Annotated in this window: 21 protein-coding genes and 3 pseudogenes; 14 read left to right on the forward strand and 10 right to left on the reverse strand. The window is 51.9% G+C overall.

Annotated features, from left to right (window positions below; genetic code table 11):
* Positions 1-54: 54 nt before the first annotated feature.
* The 7 genes from OGY08_RS12145 to OGY08_RS12175 all read right to left on the reverse strand — a co-directional run bounded on the left by OGY08_RS12145 (position 55) and on the right by OGY08_RS12175 (position 4,324).
* On the reverse strand, positions 55-567 hold the full coding sequence (locus OGY08_RS12145; protein WP_009652395.1) for a DUF4234 domain-containing protein: 513 nt from the start codon (positions 565-567) through the stop codon (positions 55-57).
* Between the two features lie 48 nt (positions 568-615).
* Positions 616-1,086 (reverse strand): YfjT/YkfB family phage-associated protein, encoded by a 471-nt coding sequence (locus OGY08_RS12150; protein WP_009652431.1) that lies wholly within the window; start codon positions 1,084-1,086, stop codon positions 616-618.
* A gap of 46 nt (positions 1,087-1,132) precedes the next feature.
* The gene (locus tag OGY08_RS12155; RefSeq protein WP_009652410.1) at positions 1,133-1,444 is read right to left on the reverse strand and encodes a hypothetical protein; all 312 of its coding nucleotides are present in this window, start codon (positions 1,442-1,444) and stop codon (positions 1,133-1,135) included.
* A gap of 12 nt (positions 1,445-1,456) precedes the next feature.
* Positions 1,457-1,723, reverse strand: coding sequence for a hypothetical protein (locus OGY08_RS12160; RefSeq protein WP_009652486.1), 267 nt, complete (start codon positions 1,721-1,723; stop codon positions 1,457-1,459).
* Positions 1,720-2,448: a helix-turn-helix transcriptional regulator gene (locus tag OGY08_RS12165; RefSeq protein ID WP_009652433.1), complete on the reverse strand. Its 729-nt coding sequence runs from the start codon at positions 2,446-2,448 to the stop codon at positions 1,720-1,722. Before OGY08_RS12165 ends, OGY08_RS12160 begins: the two co-directional genes overlap by 4 nt.
* A 261-nt stretch (positions 2,449-2,709) precedes the next feature.
* Positions 2,710-3,006: a membrane protein gene (locus OGY08_RS12170; protein ID WP_009652512.1), complete on the reverse strand. Its 297-nt coding sequence runs from the start codon at positions 3,004-3,006 to the stop codon at positions 2,710-2,712.
* Between the two features lie 349 nt (positions 3,007-3,355).
* On the reverse strand, positions 3,356-4,324 hold the full coding sequence (locus OGY08_RS12175; protein ID WP_016154453.1) for a hypothetical protein: 969 nt from the start codon (positions 4,322-4,324) through the stop codon (positions 3,356-3,358).
* Positions 4,325-6,470: 2,146 nt separating this feature from the next.
* On the opposite strand from OGY08_RS12175, the gene OGY08_RS12180 reads away from it, so the two are divergent.
* Positions 6,471-7,040, forward strand: a complete 570-nt coding sequence (locus OGY08_RS12180; RefSeq protein ID WP_016154452.1) for an inovirus Gp2 family protein — start codon at positions 6,471-6,473, stop codon at positions 7,038-7,040.
* 152 nt (positions 7,041-7,192) lie between these two features.
* Positions 7,193-7,432 carry a helix-turn-helix transcriptional regulator gene (locus OGY08_RS12185; RefSeq protein ID WP_009652493.1) on the forward strand — a complete coding sequence of 80 codons (240 nt, stop codon included), beginning with the start codon at positions 7,193-7,195 and terminating at the stop codon, positions 7,430-7,432.
* A 37-nt stretch (positions 7,433-7,469) separates the two neighbouring features.
* Here the strand turns inward: OGY08_RS12185 and OGY08_RS12190 are convergent, their stop codons facing one another.
* The gene (locus tag OGY08_RS12190) at positions 7,470-7,649 is read right to left on the reverse strand and encodes a hypothetical protein (RefSeq protein ID WP_131334065.1); all 180 of its coding nucleotides are present in this window, start codon (positions 7,647-7,649) and stop codon (positions 7,470-7,472) included.
* Positions 7,650-7,721: 72 nt separating this feature from the next.
* Here OGY08_RS12190 and OGY08_RS12195 point away from each other — a divergent pair, with 72 nt between their 5' ends.
* From OGY08_RS12195 to tssB, 5 genes and pseudogenes are all read left to right on the forward strand, one after another.
* Positions 7,722-8,141, forward strand: a complete 420-nt coding sequence (locus tag OGY08_RS12195; protein ID WP_016154451.1) for a putative zinc ribbon protein — start codon at positions 7,722-7,724, stop codon at positions 8,139-8,141.
* A complete protein-coding gene (locus OGY08_RS12200) occupies positions 8,129-8,545 on the forward strand; it encodes a putative zinc ribbon protein (protein WP_009652429.1) in 417 nt (138 codons plus the stop codon). Before OGY08_RS12195 ends, OGY08_RS12200 begins: the two co-directional genes overlap by 13 nt.
* A 75-nt stretch (positions 8,546-8,620) precedes the next feature.
* Positions 8,621-9,187 carry a UCP030791 family putative phage-derived protein gene (locus tag OGY08_RS12205; protein ID WP_009652434.1) on the forward strand — a complete coding sequence of 189 codons (567 nt, stop codon included), beginning with the start codon at positions 8,621-8,623 and terminating at the stop codon, positions 9,185-9,187.
* A 76-nt stretch (positions 9,188-9,263) separates the two neighbouring features.
* Positions 9,264-9,869, forward strand: a complete 606-nt coding sequence (locus OGY08_RS12210) for a DUF2913 family protein (RefSeq protein ID WP_009652485.1) — start codon at positions 9,264-9,266, stop codon at positions 9,867-9,869.
* A 736-nt stretch (positions 9,870-10,605) separates the two neighbouring features.
* Positions 10,606-10,910 (forward strand): annotated as a pseudogene (tssB, locus tag OGY08_RS12215) (type VI secretion system contractile sheath small subunit); the annotation flags it as partial.
* On the opposite strand, the pseudogene OGY08_RS12220 reads toward tssB, so the two are convergent.
* Positions 10,908-11,294 (reverse strand): annotated as a pseudogene (locus tag OGY08_RS12220) (transposase); the annotation flags it as partial. The pseudogenes tssB and OGY08_RS12220 overlap by 3 nt on opposite strands.
* Positions 11,295-11,566: 272 nt before the next feature.
* On the opposite strand from OGY08_RS12220, the pseudogene OGY08_RS12225 reads away from it, so the two are divergent.
* From OGY08_RS12225 to OGY08_RS12250, 5 genes and pseudogenes are all read left to right on the forward strand, one after another.
* Positions 11,567-11,692, forward strand: a pseudogene (locus OGY08_RS12225) (hypothetical protein); the annotation flags it as partial.
* 546 nt (positions 11,693-12,238) lie between these two features.
* Entirely contained in the window at positions 12,239-13,453 is a 1,215-nt protein-coding gene (locus OGY08_RS12235; protein WP_009652401.1) for an efflux RND transporter periplasmic adaptor subunit, read from the forward strand.
* A complete protein-coding gene (locus OGY08_RS12240; protein WP_009652455.1) occupies positions 13,453-16,626 on the forward strand; it encodes an efflux RND transporter permease subunit in 3,174 nt (1,057 codons plus the stop codon). The genes OGY08_RS12235 and OGY08_RS12240 overlap by 1 nt, the downstream gene beginning before the upstream one ends.
* 17 nt (positions 16,627-16,643) lie before the next feature.
* Entirely contained in the window at positions 16,644-18,113 is a 1,470-nt protein-coding gene (locus OGY08_RS12245; RefSeq protein WP_009652383.1) for an efflux transporter outer membrane subunit, read from the forward strand.
* A 366-nt stretch (positions 18,114-18,479) separates the two neighbouring features.
* Entirely contained in the window at positions 18,480-18,650 is a 171-nt protein-coding gene (locus tag OGY08_RS12250) for a heavy-metal-associated domain-containing protein (RefSeq protein WP_373887364.1), read from the forward strand.
* A gap of 1,619 nt (positions 18,651-20,269) precedes the next feature.
* Here OGY08_RS12250 and OGY08_RS12255 read toward each other — a convergent pair.
* On the reverse strand, positions 20,270-21,055 hold the full coding sequence (locus tag OGY08_RS12255; protein WP_016154445.1) for a MipA/OmpV family protein: 786 nt from the start codon (positions 21,053-21,055) through the stop codon (positions 20,270-20,272).
* A 127-nt stretch (positions 21,056-21,182) separates the two neighbouring features.
* Between OGY08_RS12255 and OGY08_RS12260 the strand changes: the two genes are divergently transcribed.
* Positions 21,183-21,878, forward strand: coding sequence for a response regulator (locus OGY08_RS12260; RefSeq protein WP_009652481.1), 696 nt, complete (start codon positions 21,183-21,185; stop codon positions 21,876-21,878).
* Positions 21,875-23,041: a sensor histidine kinase gene (locus tag OGY08_RS12265; protein ID WP_009652412.1), complete on the forward strand. Its 1,167-nt coding sequence runs from the start codon at positions 21,875-21,877 to the stop codon at positions 23,039-23,041. The genes OGY08_RS12260 and OGY08_RS12265 overlap by 4 nt, the downstream gene beginning before the upstream one ends.
* Positions 23,042-23,046: the final 5 nt, after the last annotated feature.

Genomic DNA, 23,046 nt, shown 5'->3' on the forward strand with positions numbered 1-23,046 from the left:
ATGAATCTGGGGCACACAGGAATGCCCCGGCCGGATAATAAGAGGAGAGCTGCGTTACTGCGGTGACGGAGACTCCGGCGGCACAGGGGCCTGACCATGAATAATGCGGTGCTTCGCCAGTGCCTGCGGCATATCGTTGATGCAGTATGTAATGTAGAAGACGTTGAGCACCACGGTATAAAACGCATTCATCTTCAGGTCAAACCGGAAGGTGTTCAGCGCATAGTGTCGCAGTGCTGCTCTGGCCTTAAAGGCCCAGACGATGTACATCACGCCGCAGGTGAGCGACAGAATGCCGCTTAAGGCCAACAGTGTATCGCTGCCCGTGTAGTAGCCCGCCAGGTCCGGTGAGGCCATCACGCCGAACTGTCGTCCGAGCCCAAAACAGACGGCGAGCCAGATGATAAACAGATTGCCGCAAACCGGATATCCGGTGGTGTCGCTGATAATCTGCTGTTTTCGGTACAGCCACAGTAACGGCCAGATGCCGCAGGTGGCGACGGTGAGTAGAACAAAATGCAGGGTTGGCGTCGTCAGTCGCTGGCTGAGTGTCGAAATGTCGGTCATATCGTATTGTCCTTGATTGATTTTGCTGTAAACCGGGGATGCGCCGGGTTACCCGGCGGTCAGTGTCGTGCATTCGGGCATATCAGCCAGAACCTTGTGAACGTTTCCAGCCGAAGGGGTAAAGTGCCCCACCTGTTTGTCGTTGACGTAAATCTCAAACGACGTTGCTTTTCTGATGGCATCAATGAACGACAGCCAGGCGTTGTCGCCGTTACGCCAGCCCAGAGAGGACGGCAGGGGGAACGTCTGGTCATCCGTGACGACGGTGATGGCGGTTTTCTCATCCTGTGAATCGGCACCGCTGCCGTCAGGCAGGGTGAGCATGACGTGATGCTGCAGGATATTCTGGTCGTCAGGGTTGCCGGTGCAGTTCAGGTTCATCATCACGTTTTCCGGGCTGGTGATGATGTACTCGGTGACGCCCATACCGAAGCCACTGCTCCACATATTGGGGACCGCCTGTGCCGTGATGGCAAAGGTCAGTAATCCTGCTGACAGGATGGCGTGCATGAATCGCATGGTATTTTTCCTTCTCAGTCAAAAATGTTGTTGGGGGGCAGCCGTGTTACATGAGTTGTTTACCCACGACGATAAGTCCGGCCAGCCAGCCGATATACTGTGGGCCCACAAGCCAGAACAGACGGGCCTTGAGTAATCCGGTCATTCCTTCGCGGGTGTATACCGCATCCGGCATCAGCCATTGTCGAAGAGCAGCACCGACCGTCATACCGGCTCCGGGCCCAAGCGTCATCCAGAACAGATATTCCATTCCCTGACCAAAACTGCGTATCTCGCCGGTACTCCCGAACACGTTAAACAGCACGACCACAAGCGCGATGGCGAAGGCAATCGCGAAATATTTAATGACAAGCGCCATGTTCAGATTTCCTTATTTTCTGCACTGCTGAGCAGCGCTCAGCATGTTGTCCATGAAGCGCGGGGGGACATAACCGTATTGCTGGTTCATTTTCTCCAGCTCCCCGTGCGTATATTTCGTTTTGAGGTCATCCCGGATACATCCGCAGACGGCGGTAGTACCGCCGCCTGATTTGCATCCCCGGATAAACTCGCGTTCATTTTTGTCGCCACAGCCGCTCAGGGTTACGGCAGACAACATCAGGGTGAAGAGCAGCAGAGGGCCTTCGACAGGTTTCACGATTTGACTCCTTTGGGTCTGGATGGATGTTCAGGGTGTTGTTCCCTGAAGGTGTGAATGACATCACTGATAAAGCGAAAGTGGGGCAGTGCGCTGATAAATCCCTCTTCAGTAATGAGCGAACTGATTTCGCTCCGGCGACGGAAGGTTTGCTCTGAGAGTGAGGCCGAGATAATGTCTTCCAGCCGGAACACCCGAAGGCTCCCCCGGCAACAGACGACCAGATACCAGTGCTGATGCCGGTAAATCAGGCGGTAAGGCTCCTGCTCATCGTGACGGACACCGCCGACCAGCAGACTGACCACCCGGTGATGACAAATGGCTTCGGCCAGACGATGAAAACTGTCAGCCTGTGTCCATGCTGGCGGTAAGTCGTGCCAGATAAAGCAGGGTGAGGTGCCCGTTTCATTCATCAGCAGGTGCATCAGTTGCCGGTTCTGCGACGGGATAATGCGTGCGATACCGGTACTGCGGGCAAAGGAAACGGCCCCCGGAGAGTGATCACGCGTGGCGCTCTCACTGAGCCGATACGTGCCGTTCTCCCCGATAATGTCGAGGTGGACCAGCCGTTGATGTAAGTCACGACGCAGGGTGCGTATCGATACACCAAACTCACCGGACAGTGTCTGAAGGGTCAGCGTTTCTCCGGCCATTAACCGGCTGATAATGACCGACAATCTGACGGCCAGCCGGTCGTAGCGGGCCTCTTCATCGGGTCGTTGCATGGACGCTCCGTGTGCGATAAATAGGTTGATATTTCATGCGGTTATTATGCGGGCGGGGAGGGACACGTTATGTCCATCCCCCGTAATGGCGGAAAAGAAAAAGTAAAATTCATCTTTCAGTAAACAGGAGAATTAACAAAGGGTTAGTGCCAGGTAGCTGAAATGACGACAGCATGCTGACACGCCCTGTCATCAGTCGTGCCGTAGCGAGTACGGTCAGCGGCTCAGGCTTTGTGCAGGATGGGCTGACCCTTATTAACGTTACGGTGCACTGAAGATATGCTCGCACTGCGTGCAGCCGTATTCATCAAAGACGGTACCGTCCAGTTGTTCTCCGGCCAGAGAGCCTGCCACCGCACCAGCACAGGCGCCGGACAGAAAACCAATGAGGCCTCCGGCTATCGTACCGACAACCGGAATGACTGAACCTATCAGCGCACCGGTGGAGGCTCCTTCAAGCCCGGCAATGCCTCCGGCTGTTGCGCCAATGACCCCACCCGTCTTTTTACCCACATGGCGCAGTCGTATGTTTTGCGAACCGCAATTCGGACAATGCATTTCTTTCTCCCTTATTACTGGCAATAAATAGCCGCCTTCATGAGCTGGCGGACCGTGTATCAGAGAGACCTGGGTACCGGAACAGAAAGCATAGCTGTGACTTAGCGCGAGAAGCATACGCACGGGTATTTTGTGGGACAGTTGACCCGGGAGAAGGAATAACGACGGTAACAGGGTATCGGGACCCCGTTTGTTCTTACTGGACACATTAACCTCCGTGAGTGAAATAACAAAACGGCAGCACTTCTGCTGCCGTTCTCACACCGGTAATATAGGTCTGAAATTATTTTGAATGTCATTTCTGGTCTGTATTACTGCCTCCGCTCACCTTGTTTTTAGCGCAAAGCCCTCACTCACCACCACAGGTTTTTCGGTAATGGTCATTAATCAGCATTTCCAGCATATCACTGATGCGAACTCCGCTACGTTCTGCCATAAAGTCCAGTCGAGTTTTTGTTTCGTTCTTCAGGTACGTATTGAGTGCTTTTTTATCGGTACGGGACTGACGTAATTTTTGCTGGTTCCAGGCTTTATTCAGGTTCAGAAGGAATAAACGCTTTGTATCCGGTGCATCGTCCCATAAGTCGATCGCCGTGCGCAGGGCTAAATTGCGTTCAGAATGACTCAGGGGGGTAAACCAGGTACTCATTCCTGGCGTTGAAATATTTAATGAGAGCCCGATAGTGGGCGCATTTCTTTCTTCCTGAAGCGATTTGAGGCTGTTCCATGCCCACAGTACCGCGTCTTCTTCATTAGGTAACCATTTCAGCGGAGCTGGTTTGCTGTAAATATTTTTCCACTGGTCTTTCAGCCTGTCCATGACCTGGCGCTTGAGATGATTTACCGGTGGGGTCGGAATAATAATGTTGTCGAAAAAAGAGATGATAATATTAATTCTTTCCTGGTGGCTTGTCGGAGATACACTCAGATTCATTCGCTGATACCAGTTCTTTCCGAACTCTGCATTTGCTGGTTTGTCAATACCAAGTTCGTAGTCTCCGGCCTTGCAAATATACGCCCATAACCAGAATGTTGCCCGTTCATCCTGTTCTAGCCAGTCAAAACTTTCCAGCGGAAGGATGTTTTCATCACGGGCTGTTTCCATATCAGAAAAAAGTCTTGCCCGCTGTTCTGCATTCGGTATGAACTGATTAATCAGTTTGTTGAGTGCCTGTCGACAACTTTCTGCATCCTGGTGAGGAATGTCACGGGTGTTAATTATTTTATTAACACCCAGCCACCCGGCATAAAAAGCACAGACTCTCAGGTCACGGGTTTTTATAAGATGTTGTCTGCCATTGTCGTAATGTACAACCATTGTGGATACCTGTAATCGTAAACTACATAGTAGTGGTTATGGTGGTGATTGTTGTAGCTACACAGTATCACGATGATGGTTTTATCGTCACTTAAAAACACATCTGGTAGTCATCGTGAGGTTTTATTGTTGATTTATACTGGTTTTGACAAGGTTTTACCATGGTTTTAAAGTTGTCATTTTCTTTGTTTATCTCTCAGATGCTTCTCTGTTTACTGGATGAGTATCGTCTCAATAGGTTATCTTGTTCTCCTGCATGCTTTCGTTTTCATCCCCATCATGGTGCCTGGTTCGCTTCAGGGGGCATTTCTGGTATCAGGTCGGGCTGCCATGAGGTATTTCCATTTTGTTGCTCATAATCAGGATTGAGGGCTTCTGCGGGCAGTGATGATACGGGGTTAATTTGATTGAGGTTATTTGATATGACGTGGTGTCTATTTTCATGTTATTGAAAAAAGATAATTCCAGAGTAACTGATGCAGGCGTTTGTTGTAGGTAAGTGCTGTCTGGCGTGGTTATCTTCATAGCTATTGTTATGCCTGGCGTGTTGGATTGGTATTAATATATTAAAGAAGGGGTCTTATCATTTGTAACAGTAATCGATGATGTGTTATCAGTAAGTGGGTTATGCCTGGGAGGTATTATTATCTGAAGGTATTCACTAAGGGGATAGTACTATTGGATGGTATCCATTGAGCAATCATTGCCATCAGGTAAGAAATACACCATTCAATGTAGTCACAACCTGAATGTTTAGCACTCATTAAAAATCTATCATTAAGAAAACAGAATTGAATTGAGTCGATATTACCATTGACTAGTCCTCGTCAGGATAAAAGTGAAGATGATTAACATCAGTAATCTAATAATCATAACGACAGGGTGGTTACTGGTTAACAGTAACGTTTTGGGTGAATGGTCATGCCTGAAAATCAGCAGGTGAGTATCAATGGTTTATTACTGGTCTGCGTATTAGTGATGAGCGTTAAATGCTCAGTCAGTGAACTAACCTGTAGTAAGCCTGTCGGTATTGCTCTGTCTGCCTGATATTGACGCTTACAATACCTGTCAGTTACAGATACTACGGTGACCCGTTATCCCTGAAAGTTTTTTGATATGTGTAAACAAGGCCATTGGTAACGACTGTAAACGGGGCATTATCCGTGTTGGTGATAATAGTCATGATTGTATCGTAAACAGAATAACCCGATTGAGGTGACGTGGAATAGGGTGATTATCCTGGTAATCACCGCAAGCTATTTAATAAGTAATTGAGCGCTGTAGTGTCTTATACCGCCATAGCTTCCTGTGAGCCTGCATAAGCGCATTGAATAACACGATAGTGGAAATCTGTGGTTAGTATGAATATGGCGCTCCTGATGCGTTACAGGGCGTTTTAGCAGTAGTCCCGATAACGATTATTTATCGGGCTTATTGAACGGGGTAATAATATCATGACAGCAATGAGGGACTGGTACAGGGGCTCTTGCCCCGGGTATATACATCCCTCTGGGGTAATATTTGCTTTTCAGGGTAACCACAACCTATTTTGGGTCCAGGTCAATACAAGGGCATCGCAATCTTCAGCTGCTTCTGTAAGCCAGAATTGCAGCGACTTAACAGTTTCGATCTTCGCTACTGGCCTGACATTGCCGGGATCATTCGCTCACTGGGGATGGAAGAGGTGGAGGTAACATTTAGGGATGAAGCGACAGAGGCAATTATCAACGCCCGCAGACCTTCACAGACGGATTTCTTCAGAGCGTTATTCGATAACATCAGTAACCAAAAAACCGGGGATTACTACGCCTTGTCACGGAGTTTTAAACTCTCCGATACAGCACTGGCGACGATTTGTAATATCACCCGTGATTTGCCACCCGATGAACTCGTTGACGCCGCTTATGTCAAGCGTACCCGCCATCGTCTAACGGGAAGACTGTTTTTTCGCAGCCTTCGGGTCACCCGGCATTAGAACCGATTTCTGAGAGGCGATTACCCTTTACGCAATCATTCTGCCAGCCACGATATTTTACTGAAGCCAGCCGTCTCTGAGGGATCGACTGGCGGACTCGCTGAAGGCAATAAGTTTTTTTTAACAGCACCGGTAATGGTTATGAACGATAACCCACCGGAGTCCATTTTAATGAGTTACACATACGACCCTTACTGGCAGCAACGCATCGCTGATACCTTCAGTTGCGCTCTTAACGCTTACACCCGCTTACTGGCCCTGCGTGTTGACCTCCGTCTGCCGGATACGCCAGCGGCCACCGATGCTGCTGTTATCTCCCGCTTCACCGATTCCCTGAAAGCCCGGATTGATGCCCTTCAGACGCGTCAACGTCGCGAGGGCAAACGCGTCTGGCCGACCACGCTGCGTTTTATCTGGGCGCGGGAGTTTGGTGAAATCAAAGGGAAGAAGCATTACCACGCGGTGCTGTTGCTGAACCGCGATACGTGGTGCGGACCGGGAGATTACAAAGACCCGGATTCGCTTGCAGGTATGATTAAACAAGCGTGGTGCAGCGCCCTGAAGGTGGATGCACAGGCGCATGCCGTTCTGGCTCGTTTCCCGGCGAGTCCAGTCTCATGGTTGACACGTGGCGATGGTGCTCAACTGCAACAGGCCCTGTCGCAGGCGGCCTATTTAGCCAAGCTGGAGACCAAAATCACCGGTGACGGTGAGCGTAACTTCGGTTGCAGCCGTGGCTGAGCCAGACATATCTCGATTCATCAGGCCTGATTGTGCGGGCCGGGTAATTTTTTACAACGTTCCCCTATCCTCTGAGGAGAACCGGTAACCCCATGATTCAACCACCACCGGACGTCTCCCGATAGCCATATCCTCAGAGGGAGAAAAATACCATGACCACGTTGAATACGAATATTAATGCCAGCCCTGACACACTGCTTTCAGCTCAGGACCCGCTTATCGACATGACCTTTATCACCACGTTTACCGGGATGACCGACAAATGGTTTTACAAACTGATTGGCGACGGGTTGTTTCCGAAACCCATCAAGCTGGGGCGCAGCTCCCGCTGGCGCAGAAGCGAGGTGGAAGCCTGGATGCAGCAGCGTATTGCTGATTCCCGTGGCGTCTGAGCAGGGAGGATATCTGAATGGAAAAACGACGCCGCACTCAGCCACAGGCCATCCCGGTTCGCTGGACGTGTCCCCGTTGCCGGCGACAGTACTGTGGCGCCAGACCCTGTCCCGTTTGTTTCAGACCCACCGACGCACCTGCACAACCGTAACCTTTCTGTATTCCGGTGCCGACCACCAACCGTACCGACCCGCTAACGCATAACTGAACCGCCATTCACCCTGCCACGCTGCCCGTACCGGGACGGCTGACGCCTGCGTGTCGTCTGGCGGTAAGGAGAGTACCACTATGTATGCAAAATCGTTTATGGCTCTGGACGGCAACGGCCGTCTCACGGGAGCCATAACCGCGCAGACCGCGCCGTATGACCGCTACAGCTGCCATCTGTGTGCCAGTGCCCTGCAGTACCATCCTGAATACGACACCGAACGTCCGTGGTTTGAACATCATGCAGCAAAGCTTTCGGAGAACGGTCGACAGCACTGCCCGTATGTAAAGCCCGGGGTGAGGGAGACCCGCCATATCCGGCAACTGCAGTCTTATGTACCGGAAGCCCGTCCCCTGGTTTTCTACGCAGACTGGCACTGTCACGGCTGCGGCAGTGATTACCACGGTGAGCGCTACTGCCTCACCTGCCGGACGGGCGAGCACAGTGATGTGCGTGCTGATACCAACCGGATAGAGGAAGTGACGGCATGCGCATGCTGAAATGTTATCTGGCCAATGACCGCGAAGGCCACTTCGCGACAGCCGGGGAGGCCGTGAGTGCGCCGGGGCAGATATGGAGCTGCGCGTCCTGCGGCTGTCGACTGGTGCTCCATGCGGGGACATACGGGGAGCCGCCGTGGTTTGAACATGACCAGCAGAGCGTGGCCCGGCATGTGCTGATGGCCTGCGCCCACCTTGACCCGGAAGTGAAAACCGAAGCCCGGCACCGAAAGCTGCGCAGTCTCATCAACGGGCTGGAAGCGACGGTAATGGTGCTCTCCTGGTACTGCGTGTGGTGCGGCGACCATTACCAGGGCGTGAAGCACTGTCCCCGGTGTCTGACTGGTATCTACAGCATCGAAGAAGCGCACTGGCAGAGAAACTACTGCTGCAGTACCAGATAGTTCCCCGTCTTTATGAACCAGATACCGCCGTAGAGGCGGTGTCCTCCCTGATTTAACCTAAAGAGAGTCTGCATTATGAATCATTCTTACATACGGGCGTCTGATGCTGTCAGCGCGGATGCCGTCAGCACGCGTGCATTTCTGCAACAGGCCGTTGACCATTACCCGCGACTGGCGGCATTCAGCTTTACGCTGGCGCTACCGTATCGTGAAGCCATGAGCGAATACCGGTCATTGATTCTGCGTTTTCACTCTGAAGTCTGGCAGCGCACCGGCGAATATTCGCGCCAGCGTCAGCAGGCACGACATCGTTCACTCCCGACGCTGTTACGCTGGATATGGGAGACGGCCAGCGCACCGGAGTGCAAAATGGTGCTGCTGCTCAATCTCGATACGCTGGGTACAGGGCGAAACCTGCAACTGACCGACAGTGCGCCTCCGGGGCTTAACGCCATCATCGCCGACGCATGGCAAAAGGTGACCGGTACCGCCTGCACTGACGGTGTAACGAGTATGACGCAGATCATTATTAACCGCGTCGCTCAGGGAGTCTTCGCAACACCCTTTAACCAGCTTACCGTGCATGTTAAGGCCATGTCAGAGCCAATAGCAACGGCCAGAACGGGGATGATTTGTCCGTGAAAGTAATAGCTTCTCTAATTAATGGGGGAGTTATCCAGGTCTTCCCCGGTGTCTGCAGCGCCGATATAATCCCTGAATGAAAAAAGCTCACGATACCTTACCCCCGGAACAAACCGTCACAGCACTTGCGCATTTCGCCTGGTGCGCCCTTGTCGCCTTACGTACCGCTCAGCAGGATGGTCAGGCATTGTCGCCACTCAGCACGCATGCATTTATACTGCGCTGGTTAACGGTGGCGTATAAGCAAAAACGGTTTCCACGTGCAATCGCATCTGATATTGAGGGATTGCTGACGCTGGGGCGTAACAAAGGCCTTGCCGCCAGCTTATTCAGTCGTCTGGAATATCTGTGGTCTTCGTGCACCGGACCGGTGTCAGCGCAGTCGGATTTGTATCGGCTGACGTACGCAATTGAACAGCTTAAATCGCGGGGCTGGGTCAATGCAGCGGTGAGTGACAGGGACTGGGACAATGAAACGCTTCTGGCCCTGGAATACAGCGATGCGAATGCACTGCTGGTAAGGAAGTCGGCACTGACCTGCGGATTTTCGGATGGAGGGAAACTCGTTGCGCCGGTTGAGTTTCTTGTGAATGGCGACTTGTCAGCCTGTATGGCTGTTTTTGCGGCTCATACACTGTCGGCTGTCATGCTGGAGTCGAATCGGATCGTGTTACAACCTTGAGCAGTAAAACAACCGTTCTCAACCCGCAGCAAAGCTCATCACTGTCCACGTCTGTCTTTCTGTAAACCGAACGGGTGTTGTTCCTGGTCGCGCTAATGCACCGGCGGCTGAGATATTCATATCGCTGGTACAGGTATGAGATATGCGTAAAGTCCGGGCGTTGCAATTCCTTTAATCTGAAAAAAAATAAATAAGCCCGGTTTACGTGAATAATAAGAAATGATGGAAACCTGAAACTGTCGCCAGTTTTTCACATGCTCAGTCACGTCCAGCTTCTCAATTTCTGATAAAAGTACAAAATCAGATATTTCACGTGACTGGTGATATTTTGTACAAATATACACCCTAAGCCAAATTGATCATTTTCTGTACATCCTTATCCCGCGGGGCCTGAAGGGTTATGGTGTAAAATTTTTATAAATCAGAAAGATGATATTTTTTTTGTTAAAAGCCAGGAATGTAAATCTTTGTTACATTTTTTCATTTTCGATCTGGCAGGGAACGTTCCCAAACTCCAGCCATTGGGCCTTATCCGAAATTTTTCATTTCAGACAAATACCCAGAAAATACAGTGTCGACATGCTGGTGGATGGAATGCGCCCGCTTTTTTTGGTTCCGGGATTTTTATTTACGTCGGATGACGCGAACCGGAAAGTTGTTCTGGCTGGGTAATTTTTTCTTATTTATTTTTCACTGGCATTGACCGTTTCTATCACTCCATAGAACAGGGACAGCCATGTCTAATTCTTCCTTTCAGTCCGAAATCCCTAAAGCGCGTATTAATTTAAAACTTGATTTGCATACCGGTGGTGCGAGCAAGAAAACGGAGCTCCCCCTGAAATTGCTCGTGGCGGGCGACTTCAGTAATGGTCAGGAGTCTGCCCCTTGTCTGAGCGCAAAAAAGTTGATTTGAATAAAAATAATTGTGATTCTGTCATTTCTGAATATTCCCCAAAAGTCAATCTTACCGTTAAAAACACGCTTGCTGATGATGGCAGTGAAGACAACATCAGTCTGACCTTCCGGAGCATGAAGGACTACCAGCGTCGGTGAGACATCCGCGTCATACAACTCTTTGAACGCAGCCACTATCTCACGGGTGGTCATCCCTTTGGCGTACAGTGACAGGATTTGGTTATCCATCCCGGTGATCCGGGTCTGGTTTTTCTTCACCAGTTGGGGCTCGAAGGAGCCGTCACGATCGCACGGCGTACGCAGTTCCAGCGGGCCATCGCCGGTGGTAACGGTTTTTGTGAAATAGCCGTTGCGGGAGTTGGCACCCGGTTTAGACTGATGTTTACCGTAGCCGAGGTGATGGAGCATTTCGGCGTTGAGGCGGCGCTCAACGTTGATTTTTTTCAGCAGGCGATCGAACTGGTTGAGATCGTCAGGGGTTTTGAGATTTTTGGTCAGTTCGTTAGCCAGAGCCTACAACTGTTTTTCGTCCATAAAGTAACCTGCTTTTGATGTTGAATTGAACATATCAAAATCAGGCAATTACACAAACTTGTGTACAGGCTCCATACAGCTAACCCGGCCCGTCACATCGTAATGTCAACCCGTAATGCATAACATCATGCAGCGTTCCATTAATGAGTCGGGAATCATATTCAACCTTCTTGAATCGCCACGGGTAATCTAGACACTTCCGAGCCGTTGATGGACTGACCCCACCCCGGTAGACGATCCTGCCCTATAGTAACGAGCGCATGGCAGACATGTCCCCGTTCTGGATGCTAAATGTTCTGAACAGCGCCGAACTGGTACTGGGGCAGTATCAGCGCCTGCAGCACAGCCCGCCAAGTACTGTGGTTCCGACCTTAATGGGGGCCGCCAGCTGTCAGTAAAGGTCAGTGTCTGACCCCGGAGACACGCGGACAGCCAAGCACCTACCAATCATCTGCTGGTCCCGCGCTAGCAAATCAGCCAGTTGCGTAAAGAAATGCGGCATGTTGTGCCGCTGGTTCTGAATGGTCAGGTTGGCAGCGCGATGACGAATGACATGCTGCCGCAGGCGGCTATCCCGGGAGAAGGGGGAAGGTCTGGCGTGAGTCTTCAGCGGTGAGCTCAATTGCTGCATGGGTCACTACCTTCGCCATATCTTGAGCATACTACCGGAGTAGTCCAGCAACAAAGTGGCCGAACTACTTCCATGGAACGTGGTTCTTCCCGATAAATAATCGTCAATACGGCGCTCGTTTAACGCTTACACATTAAATATTAATTAAGCCTGATTGGATGTTTTTCATTTTTTTTAATTGGTGTGCTTGACCTTCCAGTAACATCAACCTTTAGCCTTGTAAGAAATTGCTACAGCGCCGTTTTCGGATGGGCCGGGGCTGCCTGTGGCGTATGAAAGGATCACTGTTATGAAAATGAAAATTGGGGTTCTGATTGTGTCGGCCGCAATCATCGCCACTGCCGGGATTGCGTTTGCCCGGGATAGTGGCGGCAACGATGAGCCGGCCGCAGCGGCCGCACCTATGGCTCCCCAGGTTCCCGTAGCCGAAGTGCTCTCGCGTCAGATAGTCCCTTCGGCAGAGTTTACCGGTTCATTGGCGGCCCCAAAAACCGTAGAGCTACGCCCACGCGTTGGCGGTACCATCGACGCTGTCAGCGTACCTGAAGGCAGCATGGTGCGTCAGGGGCAGCTGCTGTTCCAAATTGATCCTCGTCCATTCCAGGTGGCTCTTGACAGCGCGCAAGCACGACTCAAGCAGGCAGAAGCGCTGGCTATCCAGGCCAATCGCGATTTTGAACGAGTTGGTCGGCTGGTGAACAATGGCGCGGTATCCCGGAAAGATTACGATGACGCCGCTTCTACACGTCATGCTCGTCAGGCTGAGGTGCAGGCTGCAAAGGCCGAGGTTGCGGCGGCGAAACTGGACTTGTCTTATTCGCGCGTGGTGGCACCGATTACCGGCCGCGTGGATCGCATGCTGGTGACTGAGGGAAATCTGGTCAGCGGCGGTGGTACGGGATCTGCGACGCTATTGACAACGATTGTTTCCGTCAATCCGCTATACGCTTACTTTGATATTGACGAAGCGACGTTCCTTAATTCAGTCAGCAAGGCACGTCCTGACGCAGTTAACAAGGTGGAAGAGCGTTTACCCGTGCATGTTGGGCTGGCGACAGAAAAAGGTTTCCCGCATCAGGGAACGCTCGATTTTGTCGGGAATCAGATCGATCGTAGTACCGGTACTGTCAGGGTACGTGCCGTAATCCCTAACGACGATGGGAAACTGACGCCAGGTGCCTTTGCCCGCGTGCAGCTGGCCACCGGTGCGGCACATCAGGCGATTCTGATTGACGATCAGGCGATAGGGAGCGATCAGGGACGCAACTATGTCCTGGTGGTGGGTGCGGATAATAAGGCGCAGTATCGCCCGATTGAGCTGGGCGCGGTGGTTGATGGTTTGCGCGTGGTCAAGAGTGGCCTGAAAGCCGGTGAGAACATTATTATCAAGGGGCTGGTGCGTCCCGGTATGGCGGTGACGCCGCGTTTGACCCCGATGCAGGCTTCTGGCGCGTCGGTTAGCGAGGGGGAAAAAGCCGGCTCCGTTGAAGGGGGAGGCCAATAATGAAATTCCCACACTTCTTCATCCAGCGGCCTATTTTCGCGATTGTGTTATCGGTGTTTATGCTGATAGCTGGCGCTCTGGCTTTCTTTCAGCTTCCGCTGAGTGAATACCCATCGGTAACACCGCCTACCGTGCAGGTTTCGGCAAGCTACCCTGGTGCTAACCCTAAGGTGATTGCTGACACCGTTGCTGCTCCACTGGAACAGGCAATCAACGGGGTGGAAGGCATGTTGTACATGAGTTCCCAGATGTCTGCCGACGGTCGAATGGTCTTGACGATTTCATTCCGGCAGGGAACCGACCCCGATATTGCGCAGATTCAGGTGCAGAACCGGGTTTCTCGGGCCTTGCCGCGCTTGCCGACTGAGGTGCAGCAGATCGGTGTCGTGACGGAGAAAACGTCACCGGATATCCTCATGGTTGTGCATATATTTGCACAGGGCGATCGCTACGATCCGCTTTATGTTTCCAACTATGCCATGTTGAACGTGCGTGATGAGCTATCACGCTTGCCAGGTATTGCCAGCGTCACGCTTGGGGGCGAGGGTGAATACGCGATGCGCGTCTGGCTGGATCCGACCAAAGTCGCTTCCCGCGGTTTGACGGCCAGTGATGTGACCGCAGCAATTCGTGAGCAGAATGTCCAGGTCGCGGCCGGTTCTGTCGGTCAACAGCCGAACAGCTCCTCAGCCTTCGAAGTCAGTATCAATGCCCAGGGGCGTCTGACCACCGTTGAGCAGTTTGGCGATATCGTGATCAAAGCTGGCGCTGACGGGCAGGTTACCCGCCTGCGCGATGTTGCGCGTCTGGAATTGGGATCGGACAACTATTCCCTGCGCAGCCTGCTGGACGATAAAAATGCCGTGGGTATGCACATCGTTATGACGCCAGGCGCCAATGCGCTGGACGTCTCTGCCTCGGTTCGGGCGACGATGGCGAGGCTGCAGGCCAACTTCCCGGAAGGTATCGAATACCGTATCGCTTATGACCCGACAGTGTTTGTCAGCGCCTCGTTGAAATCAGTGGCAATGACGTTGCTGGAGGCGACGGTGTTGGTGGTACTGGTGGTGATGCTGTTCCTGCAAACCTGGCGGGCTTCGATCATCCCTCTGGTCGCGGTACCTATTTCGTTGGTCGGTACTTTCGCCCTCATGTATTTGTTCGGCTTTTCGCTCAACACGCTGTCGTTGTTTGGTCTGGTGTTATCGATTGGTATCGTTGTCGATGATGCCATTGTGGTGGTTGAAAACGTCGAACGGCATATTGCACAGGGCCGTTCTCCGAAAGAAGCGGCAAGAAGGGCCATGGACGAGGTGACTGGCCCTATTTTAGCCATTACTTCCGTTTTGGCTGCTGTGTTTATTCCTTCTGCGTTCCTGTCAGGATTGCAGGGGGAGTTCTATCGCCAGTTCGCGCTGACCATCGCCATTTCGACGATCTTGTCTGCGATCAACTCGTTGACGTTGTCGCCGGCGCTGGCATCGGTTCTGCTTAGACCCCATCAGGATATGGCGCAGGCCGACAGGTTGACGCGCATCATGGATCGCGTATTCGGTGGTTTCTTCCGTCGCTTTAACGCTTTCTTCGATAGATTGTCGAACAACTACGTTGGCGCAGTCCGCCGGGCCGTACGCGGCAGTATCATCGTGCTGGTGCTGTATGCCGGTTTCCTGGGCCTGACACTGTTGGGGTTCCAGCAGGTTCCTAACGGTTTTGTGCCCGCTCAGGACAAATACTATCTGGTTGGGATTGCTCAATTGCCTTCCGGCGCCTCGTTGGATCGCACGGAAGCCGTAGTGAAAGAGATGTCCCGAATTGCGCTGGCGGAACCTGGAGTGGAAAGCGTCGTGGCGTTTCCTGGGTTGTCGGTAAACGGCCCTAACATGCCTAACTCCGCATTGATGTTTACCATGCTGAAACCCTTCAGTGAACGTAAGGATCCTTCGCTGTCTGCCGAGGCTATTGCCGGTAGCCTGATGGGGAAATTTAGCCAGATACCTGACGGTTTTGTCGGGATCTTCCCGCCACCACCGGTACCGGGGCTGGGCAGCATGGGAGGATTTAAACTCCAGATCGAAGACCGGGCAGGGCTTGGCTTTGAAGAGCTGACCCGTGTTCAAGGGATGGTTATGGCGAAGGCCATGCAGGCTCCTGAACTGGCAGGGATGATGGCCAGTTTCCAGACCAACGCACCTCAGTTGCAGGTTGATATCGACCGCGTCAAAGCCAAGTCTCAGGGCGTCGCACTGACCGATATCTTTGATACGTTGCAGGTGAATCTGGGGTCGCTGTATGTAAATGACTTTAACCGCTTCGGTCGTACGTATCGGGTGATCACTCAGGCGGATGCGCAATTCCGTATGCAGCCTGAAGATATCGGGTTGCTTAAAGTGCGTAATGCCGCGGGTGACATGATCCCACTGGGAACGCTGGTGAACATTACCCGTACCTCTGGACCAGACCGTGTTATGCGTTACAACGGTTATCCGTCGGCGGATATTACCGGTGGCGCAGCGCCTGGCTACTCCTCCGGACAGGCAACGGCAGCTATTGAGAAGATCGTTAGTGAAACGCTGCCTGAGGGAATGACATACGAATGGACCGATCTGACTTACCAGGAGAAGCAGACTGGCAACTCGGCGCTGTATATCTTCCCGTTGGCGGTGTTCCTGGCGTTCCTGATCCTGGCCGCACAATACAACAGCTGGTCGCTGCCGTTTGCGGTGCTGTTAATTGCCCCAATGGCATTACTTTCCGCGATCGCCGGGGTTTGGCTATCGAATGGAGATAACAACATCTTCACGCAGATTGGTTTTGTGGTGCTGGTGGGACTGGCGGCGAAAAACGCAATCCTGATCGTCGAGTTCGCTCGCGCCAGAGAGAGTGAAGGCGTCGATCCTCTGGCTGCTGTGCTGGAGGCCGCTCGCCTGCGTCTGCGCCCGATACTGATGACCTCGTTGGCATTTATTGCGGGGGTTGTGCCTTTGGTGATCGCGAGCGGTGCCGGTGCGGAAATGCGTCATGCCATGGGGATTGCCGTGTTTGCCGGGATGCTGGGGGTGACGCTGTTCGGACTCTTGTTGACGCCAGTGTTCTATGTCGTGGTCCGTAAGCTGGTTATTCGCCGGGAAATCAAGCAGGCACAGCGGGCAATCAGTGATTCACGGCCATGACGGGCGGAGAGAGAATAATGAAAGCAGAGTATGAAATGAACCATCGTATTAATAAACTCTCGGTGCTGGCGATGGCGCTGGTATTGGCCGGTTGTACTATGGCGCCGGACTACGAACGGCCTTCTGCACCAACGAGCTCAAGCTATCCTTCGGGAGCGGCTTATGCTCAGGGAACAGTTTCAGCGGCTCAGACTGCCGTGGCTGATATCGGTTGGCGCGATTTCTATCGTGATCCGTTGTTGCAACAATTACTTGAGGTCGCGTTGGCAAACAACCGCGATCTGCGCAAGTCGGTGCTGGATGTTGAGGCCGCGCGGGCTCAGTACCGGATCCGTCGTGCCGATATGTTGCCAACACTGAATGTGGATGCGGGCGCTACCGTGCAGCGTCTGCCCGCAGATGTCAGCCCGAGTGGTACAACGCAGATAACGCGGAGTTATGACGTTAATGGTGCGGTGTCAGCCTGGGAGCTGGATTTGTGGGGACGGGTTCGTAGCCTCAGCGATCGGGCGCTGGCAACGTACCTGGCGTTGGATGAAACACGGATTGCGGCAAGGCTGAGCCTGCTCGCTGAGGTGACAAACGCTTATCTGACGTTGCGTGCGGATCAGGAGTTGCTGCAACTGGCTCACGATACGCTGAGCACGCAAAAGAGGACTTACGCATTGACCCAGGCGCTGTTTGATGCGGGTAATGCAACGCAAATTGATTTGCGGCGCGCAGAGATTGCGTTGCGTACTGCGGAAGTCAGTCAGGCTGCTTATACGAGGGTGGCGGCGCAGGATCGCAATGCACTGGTTTTGCTTTTAGGGCAGCCATTGACGGCCGAACTCTCGGCCAGCCTGGATAAGGCGAATACCTTGCCCGATGACATCATCCCTTCCGCGTTGCCGGCGGGCTTGCCGGCAGAATTGCTGGTGCGTCGTCCGGATGTCCGTGCGGCAGAGCAGCAACTGCGTGCGGCCAATGCCAATATCGGGGCCGCTCGCGCGGCATTTTTCCCGGCAATCAGTTTGACAGGATCGGCTGGTACGGCCAGTTCGAGTCTGGACGGGTTGTTCGAGCCGGGGTCAGCGGCCTGGAGTTTTGTTCCGCAAATCTCGTTGCCTATTTTCCGGGGAGGCGCTCTGCGCGCCAATCTGGACCTAGCCCAGGTACAAAAGCGCATCGAAATTGCGAATTACGAGAAGGCGATTCAGGTTGCCTTCCGCGAAGTGGCTGATGGCCTGGCGGGCAGACAAACCCTGGACGATCAATTCCGTTCAGAACAATTGTTGGTGCAGGCCAGCCAGGCTAACTATGAATTGGCCTCACAGCGCTTCCGGGCCGGTATTGACGATAATCTGGCGGAGCTTGACGCGCAACGAGCGCTGTTCAGTGCACAGCAAACTCTGGTTCAGACCCGACTGGCGCGAATGAGCAATTTGGTCAATTTGTATAAAGCGCTGGGGGGCGGATGGACAGAAAGCTCTCCGGCTAAGCCATAACTCTCCGGGCAGGTTAACGCCACTGTCTGGCGATAAGGTCGGCAATACGTGGGTGGAGGGATAAAACCGCCCGCGTATTGCATTGTCGTAGGGATAAGGGGTTACGGCGCGGCAACCACTTCTTTTACTGCGAGGACTGCTACGTCTTCGTCTTGTTGCCCGACAGCCGGCAGAAAGCACAACTGAACGGTTTACTTGAAATACTTTGGGGCAGTATATATCCCCACCTCAGGTGAAACGCTTAGTCAGAGAATATAAGCACGAAAATTTTTGGCGATAGGGCTTGACCTTACAACGGTGGCAAGTTCTATCATTGAAGTTACTACAACTAAATAGGATATATATATGCAATTACATCTAGAAAATATGACATGCGGCGGATGTGCCCGGACAGTGACTAAAGTGATTCAAAATATTGATCCTGAGGCAAGTATCATAACTGATCCACCGACTCGTAAGATCGAAGTGAAAACTTCTTTATCTACTGAACAAGTTGCTAATGCTTTACGTGAGGCAGGTTTTCCTCCGAGAGAGTAGTTAACTAAAAATGGTTACCTCCCCGCTGTGGTAACCATTTTTTATCATGTATCCTTACGGTTAGAAGTATTTCTGTTATTATTATGCACCATGGTGGGGTGTTTAGATGTCTTGAGTTGTAGTTTTGATTTAATATGTCTATTACTTAACTCACTAATTTTTTCTCTATGTTAAATGTATTGTGTTCAATATTTATGTGTGATTTACTAAATCATCGGTTTTTTCTTTTAAGGCCTCATTAATGTATCATGTGACGTCAAGTATTTGTGGAGGGAGTATTTGGTTTTTTTTAAATATATTAAGAACAGGGTGGTATGCCAAATTTATCATCATAAAAAGTAAGAAGAGCGAAGTATACGTAAACCAAACGCTGTAAGTTTAAGCATGCCATTTTTGTTCCATGCACTTCTTGATAGCTCCGGGTTTTCAGTCATCAGCCGATACCTCTTCCTGTATCAGGTTATTCAGAGATTCATGAGGCCGCTCGTTATTGTATTACCTCAGCCAGCATAATGTAATTCTCCCGTACCTCATTCTGAGTTCTAAATAGATTAAAATCCAGTATTTATGTCCGATAGCGGCGGTTAAACAGTTCTGCTTTGCATTAGTAACCCGCGTCCCCGGTAGGCGTTGATACGATATGCTTCCCGCAGAGAATGCACCGACTGGTATTTCTGTGCCGGCCTTAGAACTTTTGCTTCAGCATCTCCTGAAGCATCTCCTTGTCCACACTCAGGCCAGCCACCTGTTTCTTCAGTAGCTGATTTTCATCCTCCTGCTACCGCATGTGATTCAGTTCTGAATGAGAAATATCGCCTTATTCCTTACGGTATGTAATGGGATTGTCAGGGCATCGTACAATAGCGTGTTCGACAGCGTGATGAACTACTATCCAGAAGAGCTTGACCGTACGTTCGAGATAATTCTCGATAGCGTGGAGGCTCATATAAAGGTCTATGTGTCGGTCAAGAATCTTGATGCCAGTATGGCGGTAGAAGTACTCAATGAAGTAATATCAGCAAATATTATTGCTATCTAAAAATCAAAGAGACTGATATGTTAGTCTTAAAATAATAGTCAGTTAGAGACTCAACGGACGGAACAAACTAGCTGGCAGTTCGTACTATGCCCATACTATTATGGAATGACGATATTCAATTTATGTCAAATTTTTCAAGTATTCATTCGTCAATTCTGGTTAAGCTGGGATTCGGCCCATCTGACATGTGATGTCGTAGTTTTCCTGATATTTTCGTGGTCATTGTTTATGGGGGGGAGAAGAACCTCGGCGCAAAAGACTGTCGGTGCGGTCTTATTTAAGGTGCTAGGGTTTTCTTTCGCTATACATGATTTTATACTAGCGAGAATATAGATAAAGGATTTGGGAATGTAATGAATTTTAATGCTGTCCTCATATGCTATTATCCTGCGCTTATAATCCACTCCACTGAAAGTGTAATAGTACATGCTCCTGCTCGTAATCTTCCGGTGATATATCACTCAGGGCTTGAAGCCATTTCCAAGCCAGTAGATGACTCGCAAAACATCATCTGATATCAACATTCAAATATATGTTTCTGATAGTCCACTTTTCGGAGACTCTGCCAGTTCCTGGCGTGTCAGAATGTCCAGTTGATACCAGCAAAACCGCTGATATTGTCTCGCGCTGACACAACAGGACTGTCACTGGTTTTATCCGCAAGCCAGGCATATGAAGCGCCCAGTAGGGTGCCCCAGTGTTCATTAAACTGATGCTGCCAGCTCAGGGTAGTCTGCGTAGCATAAAATCCTGCGCTACGGTTGTATTCCCGGAAACCGGTTGTGCGGCTCTGGGCAGCATTAACGCCGTACCAGGTGTTAATGTACCGGGCGTCACCAAAAAGTGCCGCGCCCTGCAGGGCAACCGTATCTGTGTCGTTCTGCCAGGGCACGAGCGTCAGCGAGGCCTGGTACTGTACCCCCTGTGAATCCGTCAGCGGCAGAGTTGCACGGATTTCCGGGGTAAACCAGCTGTTCACCTGCCAGCCAACAGCAACCTGCGTGTTCAGTGCACCACGGATGTTTCCCATTCCTTTCAGTTTGTCAGAACCATCGCGCCACGATGAATTTTGATCGGCACGGCCAAAACTGTATCCGAACGCATTTTCAAAATAGAGGCCATTATCCGTCTGCAGGTCATAACCGATACCTTTTGTTGAGTCGAAGAAAAACGCGCCTTTACGGACCTGCAGGGAAGGCATCACTGTCCAGTGCTGCTTATCCGCGCCACTGTAGCGGGGGGCGTTTTCTCCCATTATCCCCACCGTCACTCCATCCTGATTGCCGCTGTCGGCAATAGCGGACCCGCAGGTCGCTGCCAGCAGGATCACTGTACACCCTGTTACAGACGAATACGTTGCCATCATATATCCCTCGTTTTATGTTTATGCATTACGGTAAGCTGTGACCCGCCCGGCCACCCGCAGTGGATTATGACGATGCTTTATCAAGACTCAGCGTGGAAACCATCAAGAAACCATCAAGGCAGAATGAATGAACACAAAACGTATTCTGATTATCGAGGACGACCGGGATGCGGCGAATGTGCTCGAAGCCTATCTTCGCCGTGAAAACTTCGGGGTCATACTGGCCCATGATGGAAAAGCAGGACTTGAAGCCGCCCTTACCCAGCATCCTGCACTTATTCTGCTTGATATCATGCTGCCGGGTATGACCGGAACAGAAATACTCAGCCGGCTGCGCCGCGAATCCGATGTTCCCGTGATAATGGTCACCGCAATGGGCGAGGCCCCGGACCGTATCGGGGCCTTACGCTTCGGTGCGGATGATTATGTCGTCAAACCTTATGATCCGGGTGAGGTCGTGGCCCGGGTGCAGGCGGTGTTACGGCGTGGGGCGGCAGCGCATGCTAGCGCTGAAAATTATCGCCGGGTGGGGGCCGTTGAACTCAACCGGGACACCATGTCAGTCGCTGTTATTCACGATGAAAACCGGGTGCACCTTGAGCTGACCCCCACCGAGTTTTCACTGCTGGACATGATGATGACCCGCCCCCGGAGCGTCTGTTCCCGTCAGACGCTGCTTGAACACTGCCTGCCGGAAAGTGATGCGCTGGAGAGGGTGGTTGATACACACATCTATAACCTACGCCGCAAACTGGAAAAAGCGGGGGTCAGCGGTGTGCTGACCAGCGTGAGAGGGATCGGTTACCGGTATCTGCAGCCATGAAAAAAAGAGAGTCCCGTTCATTATGGCGCTGGATTTGCGTCAGGGTGTTGTCGCTGGCGGCCGGCAGTGTCGTGCTTATCGCCCTGTGCATGTGGCTGCGTTTTGCCCTGCTGGATGCCTGGGTACAGCATCGGATGCCGGAGGCGGTACGACAGGAATTTCTGCATCTGCGGGAAAATCCCGATCTTAATCGCATCCGTTACCATGAAATTATTGATGACTGGTACGGACTGCAGTTCTCAGATCCGTCCATTGCGTCAACAGACTGGCTGACGCTGGGAGGGCTGGTCCTGTTTGTGACACCGCTGATAATTATGCTCGGTTTGCTGGCCGCCCGGCCTCTCGCCCGGCAGTTCGGTCTGCTGACGCGAGCCTCCGCAGCGATAGCGCAGGGGCGTTTTACCACTCGCTCAAAAATGGATGCAAGTGCGCCCTCTGAATTGATGTTGTTTACGCAGAACTTCAATACCATGGCCGAAAGACTTGAACGTTATGACCGGGAATTACGGGCATCTCATGTTGCAGCCGCGCATGAACTGCGCTCTCCACTGACGGCCGCGGTGGGCCGTCTACAGGGAATGATGGACGGCGTATTCCCGGCTGATAAAGCGCAGATGAATATGGTGATGAACCAGCTCCTGAGCCTCAGCCGTCTGATTGATGATTTGCACCTGCTCTCACTGGCTGATGCAGGGCAGCTTACGCTGAATAAACAACGCTTCTCACCCGCCGGATTACTGCAGGAAAAGATTGCCTGGCTACGGCCACAGGCTACCGCCGGGCATTTCGGTTACGACACGGATATCCCTCCGGGAGAATGTTGTGCGGACCCGCTGCGAATCGGACAGGTCTTTACCATTTTAATGGAGAACGCACTGCGTTACGCGACGGAAGGCGGGAAGCAAACGATACAGGGTTCCGTTCAGTCAGGCTACTGGACGTTCTCCTTCCGGGATTACGGCGCGGGCGTCGAACCGGATTTTCTGCCGGTGATGTTTGACCGGTTTACCCGTTCTGATGTTTCCCGTTCCCGTCATTCAGGAGGCAGTGGACTGGGTCTGTCGATTGCCAGAGCCATTTGTGAGTCTCACGGCGGAACGCTGACCGCCAGTATCCCGCAAGAGGGGAACGGACTCCTGTTTCGGGTGAAACTGCCCGTATGAGTTTT

The organism is Citrobacter sp. Cpo069, from assembly GCF_030332785.1.
In the GTDB taxonomy this organism is placed as follows: Bacteria; Pseudomonadota; Gammaproteobacteria; order Enterobacterales; family Enterobacteriaceae; genus Citrobacter; species Citrobacter portucalensis.

Bases quoted from the DNA above. Each gene is read 5' to 3' on its own strand.
- OGY08_RS12145 (WP_009652395.1), bottom strand. From the start codon at position 567: ATGACCGACATTTCGACACTCAGCCAGCGACTGACGACGCCAACCCTG.
- OGY08_RS12150 (WP_009652431.1), bottom strand. From the start codon at position 1,086: ATGCGATTCATGCACGCCATCCTGTCAGCAGGATTACTGACCTTTGCC.
- OGY08_RS12155 (WP_009652410.1), bottom strand. From the start codon at position 1,444: ATGGCGCTTGTCATTAAATATTTCGCGATTGCCTTCGCCATCGCGCTT.
- OGY08_RS12165 (WP_009652433.1), bottom strand. From the start codon at position 2,448: ATGCAACGACCCGATGAAGAGGCCCGCTACGACCGGCTGGCCGTCAGA.
- OGY08_RS12170 (WP_009652512.1), bottom strand. From the start codon at position 3,006: ATGCATTGTCCGAATTGCGGTTCGCAAAACATACGACTGCGCCATGTG.
- OGY08_RS12175 (WP_016154453.1), bottom strand. From the start codon at position 4,324: ATGGTTGTACATTACGACAATGGCAGACAACATCTTATAAAAACCCGT.
- OGY08_RS12180 (WP_016154452.1), top strand. From the start codon at position 6,471: ATGAGTTACACATACGACCCTTACTGGCAGCAACGCATCGCTGATACC.
- OGY08_RS12185 (WP_009652493.1), top strand. From the start codon at position 7,193: ATGACCACGTTGAATACGAATATTAATGCCAGCCCTGACACACTGCTT.
- OGY08_RS12190 (WP_131334065.1), bottom strand. From the start codon at position 7,649: ATGGCGGTTCAGTTATGCGTTAGCGGGTCGGTACGGTTGGTGGTCGGC.
- OGY08_RS12195 (WP_016154451.1), top strand. From the start codon at position 7,722: ATGTATGCAAAATCGTTTATGGCTCTGGACGGCAACGGCCGTCTCACG.
- OGY08_RS12200 (WP_009652429.1), top strand. From the start codon at position 8,129: ATGCGCATGCTGAAATGTTATCTGGCCAATGACCGCGAAGGCCACTTC.
- OGY08_RS12205 (WP_009652434.1), top strand. From the start codon at position 8,621: ATGAATCATTCTTACATACGGGCGTCTGATGCTGTCAGCGCGGATGCC.
- OGY08_RS12210 (WP_009652485.1), top strand. From the start codon at position 9,264: ATGAAAAAAGCTCACGATACCTTACCCCCGGAACAAACCGTCACAGCA.
- OGY08_RS12235 (WP_009652401.1), top strand. From the start codon at position 12,239: ATGAAAATGAAAATTGGGGTTCTGATTGTGTCGGCCGCAATCATCGCC.
- OGY08_RS12240 (WP_009652455.1), top strand. From the start codon at position 13,453: ATGAAATTCCCACACTTCTTCATCCAGCGGCCTATTTTCGCGATTGTG.
- OGY08_RS12245 (WP_009652383.1), top strand. From the start codon at position 16,644: ATGAAAGCAGAGTATGAAATGAACCATCGTATTAATAAACTCTCGGTG.
- OGY08_RS12250 (WP_373887364.1), top strand. From the start codon at position 18,480: ATGACATGCGGCGGATGTGCCCGGACAGTGACTAAAGTGATTCAAAAT.
- OGY08_RS12255 (WP_016154445.1), bottom strand. From the start codon at position 21,055: ATGATGGCAACGTATTCGTCTGTAACAGGGTGTACAGTGATCCTGCTG.
- OGY08_RS12260 (WP_009652481.1), top strand. From the start codon at position 21,183: ATGAACACAAAACGTATTCTGATTATCGAGGACGACCGGGATGCGGCG.
- OGY08_RS12265 (WP_009652412.1), top strand. From the start codon at position 21,875: ATGAAAAAAAGAGAGTCCCGTTCATTATGGCGCTGGATTTGCGTCAGG.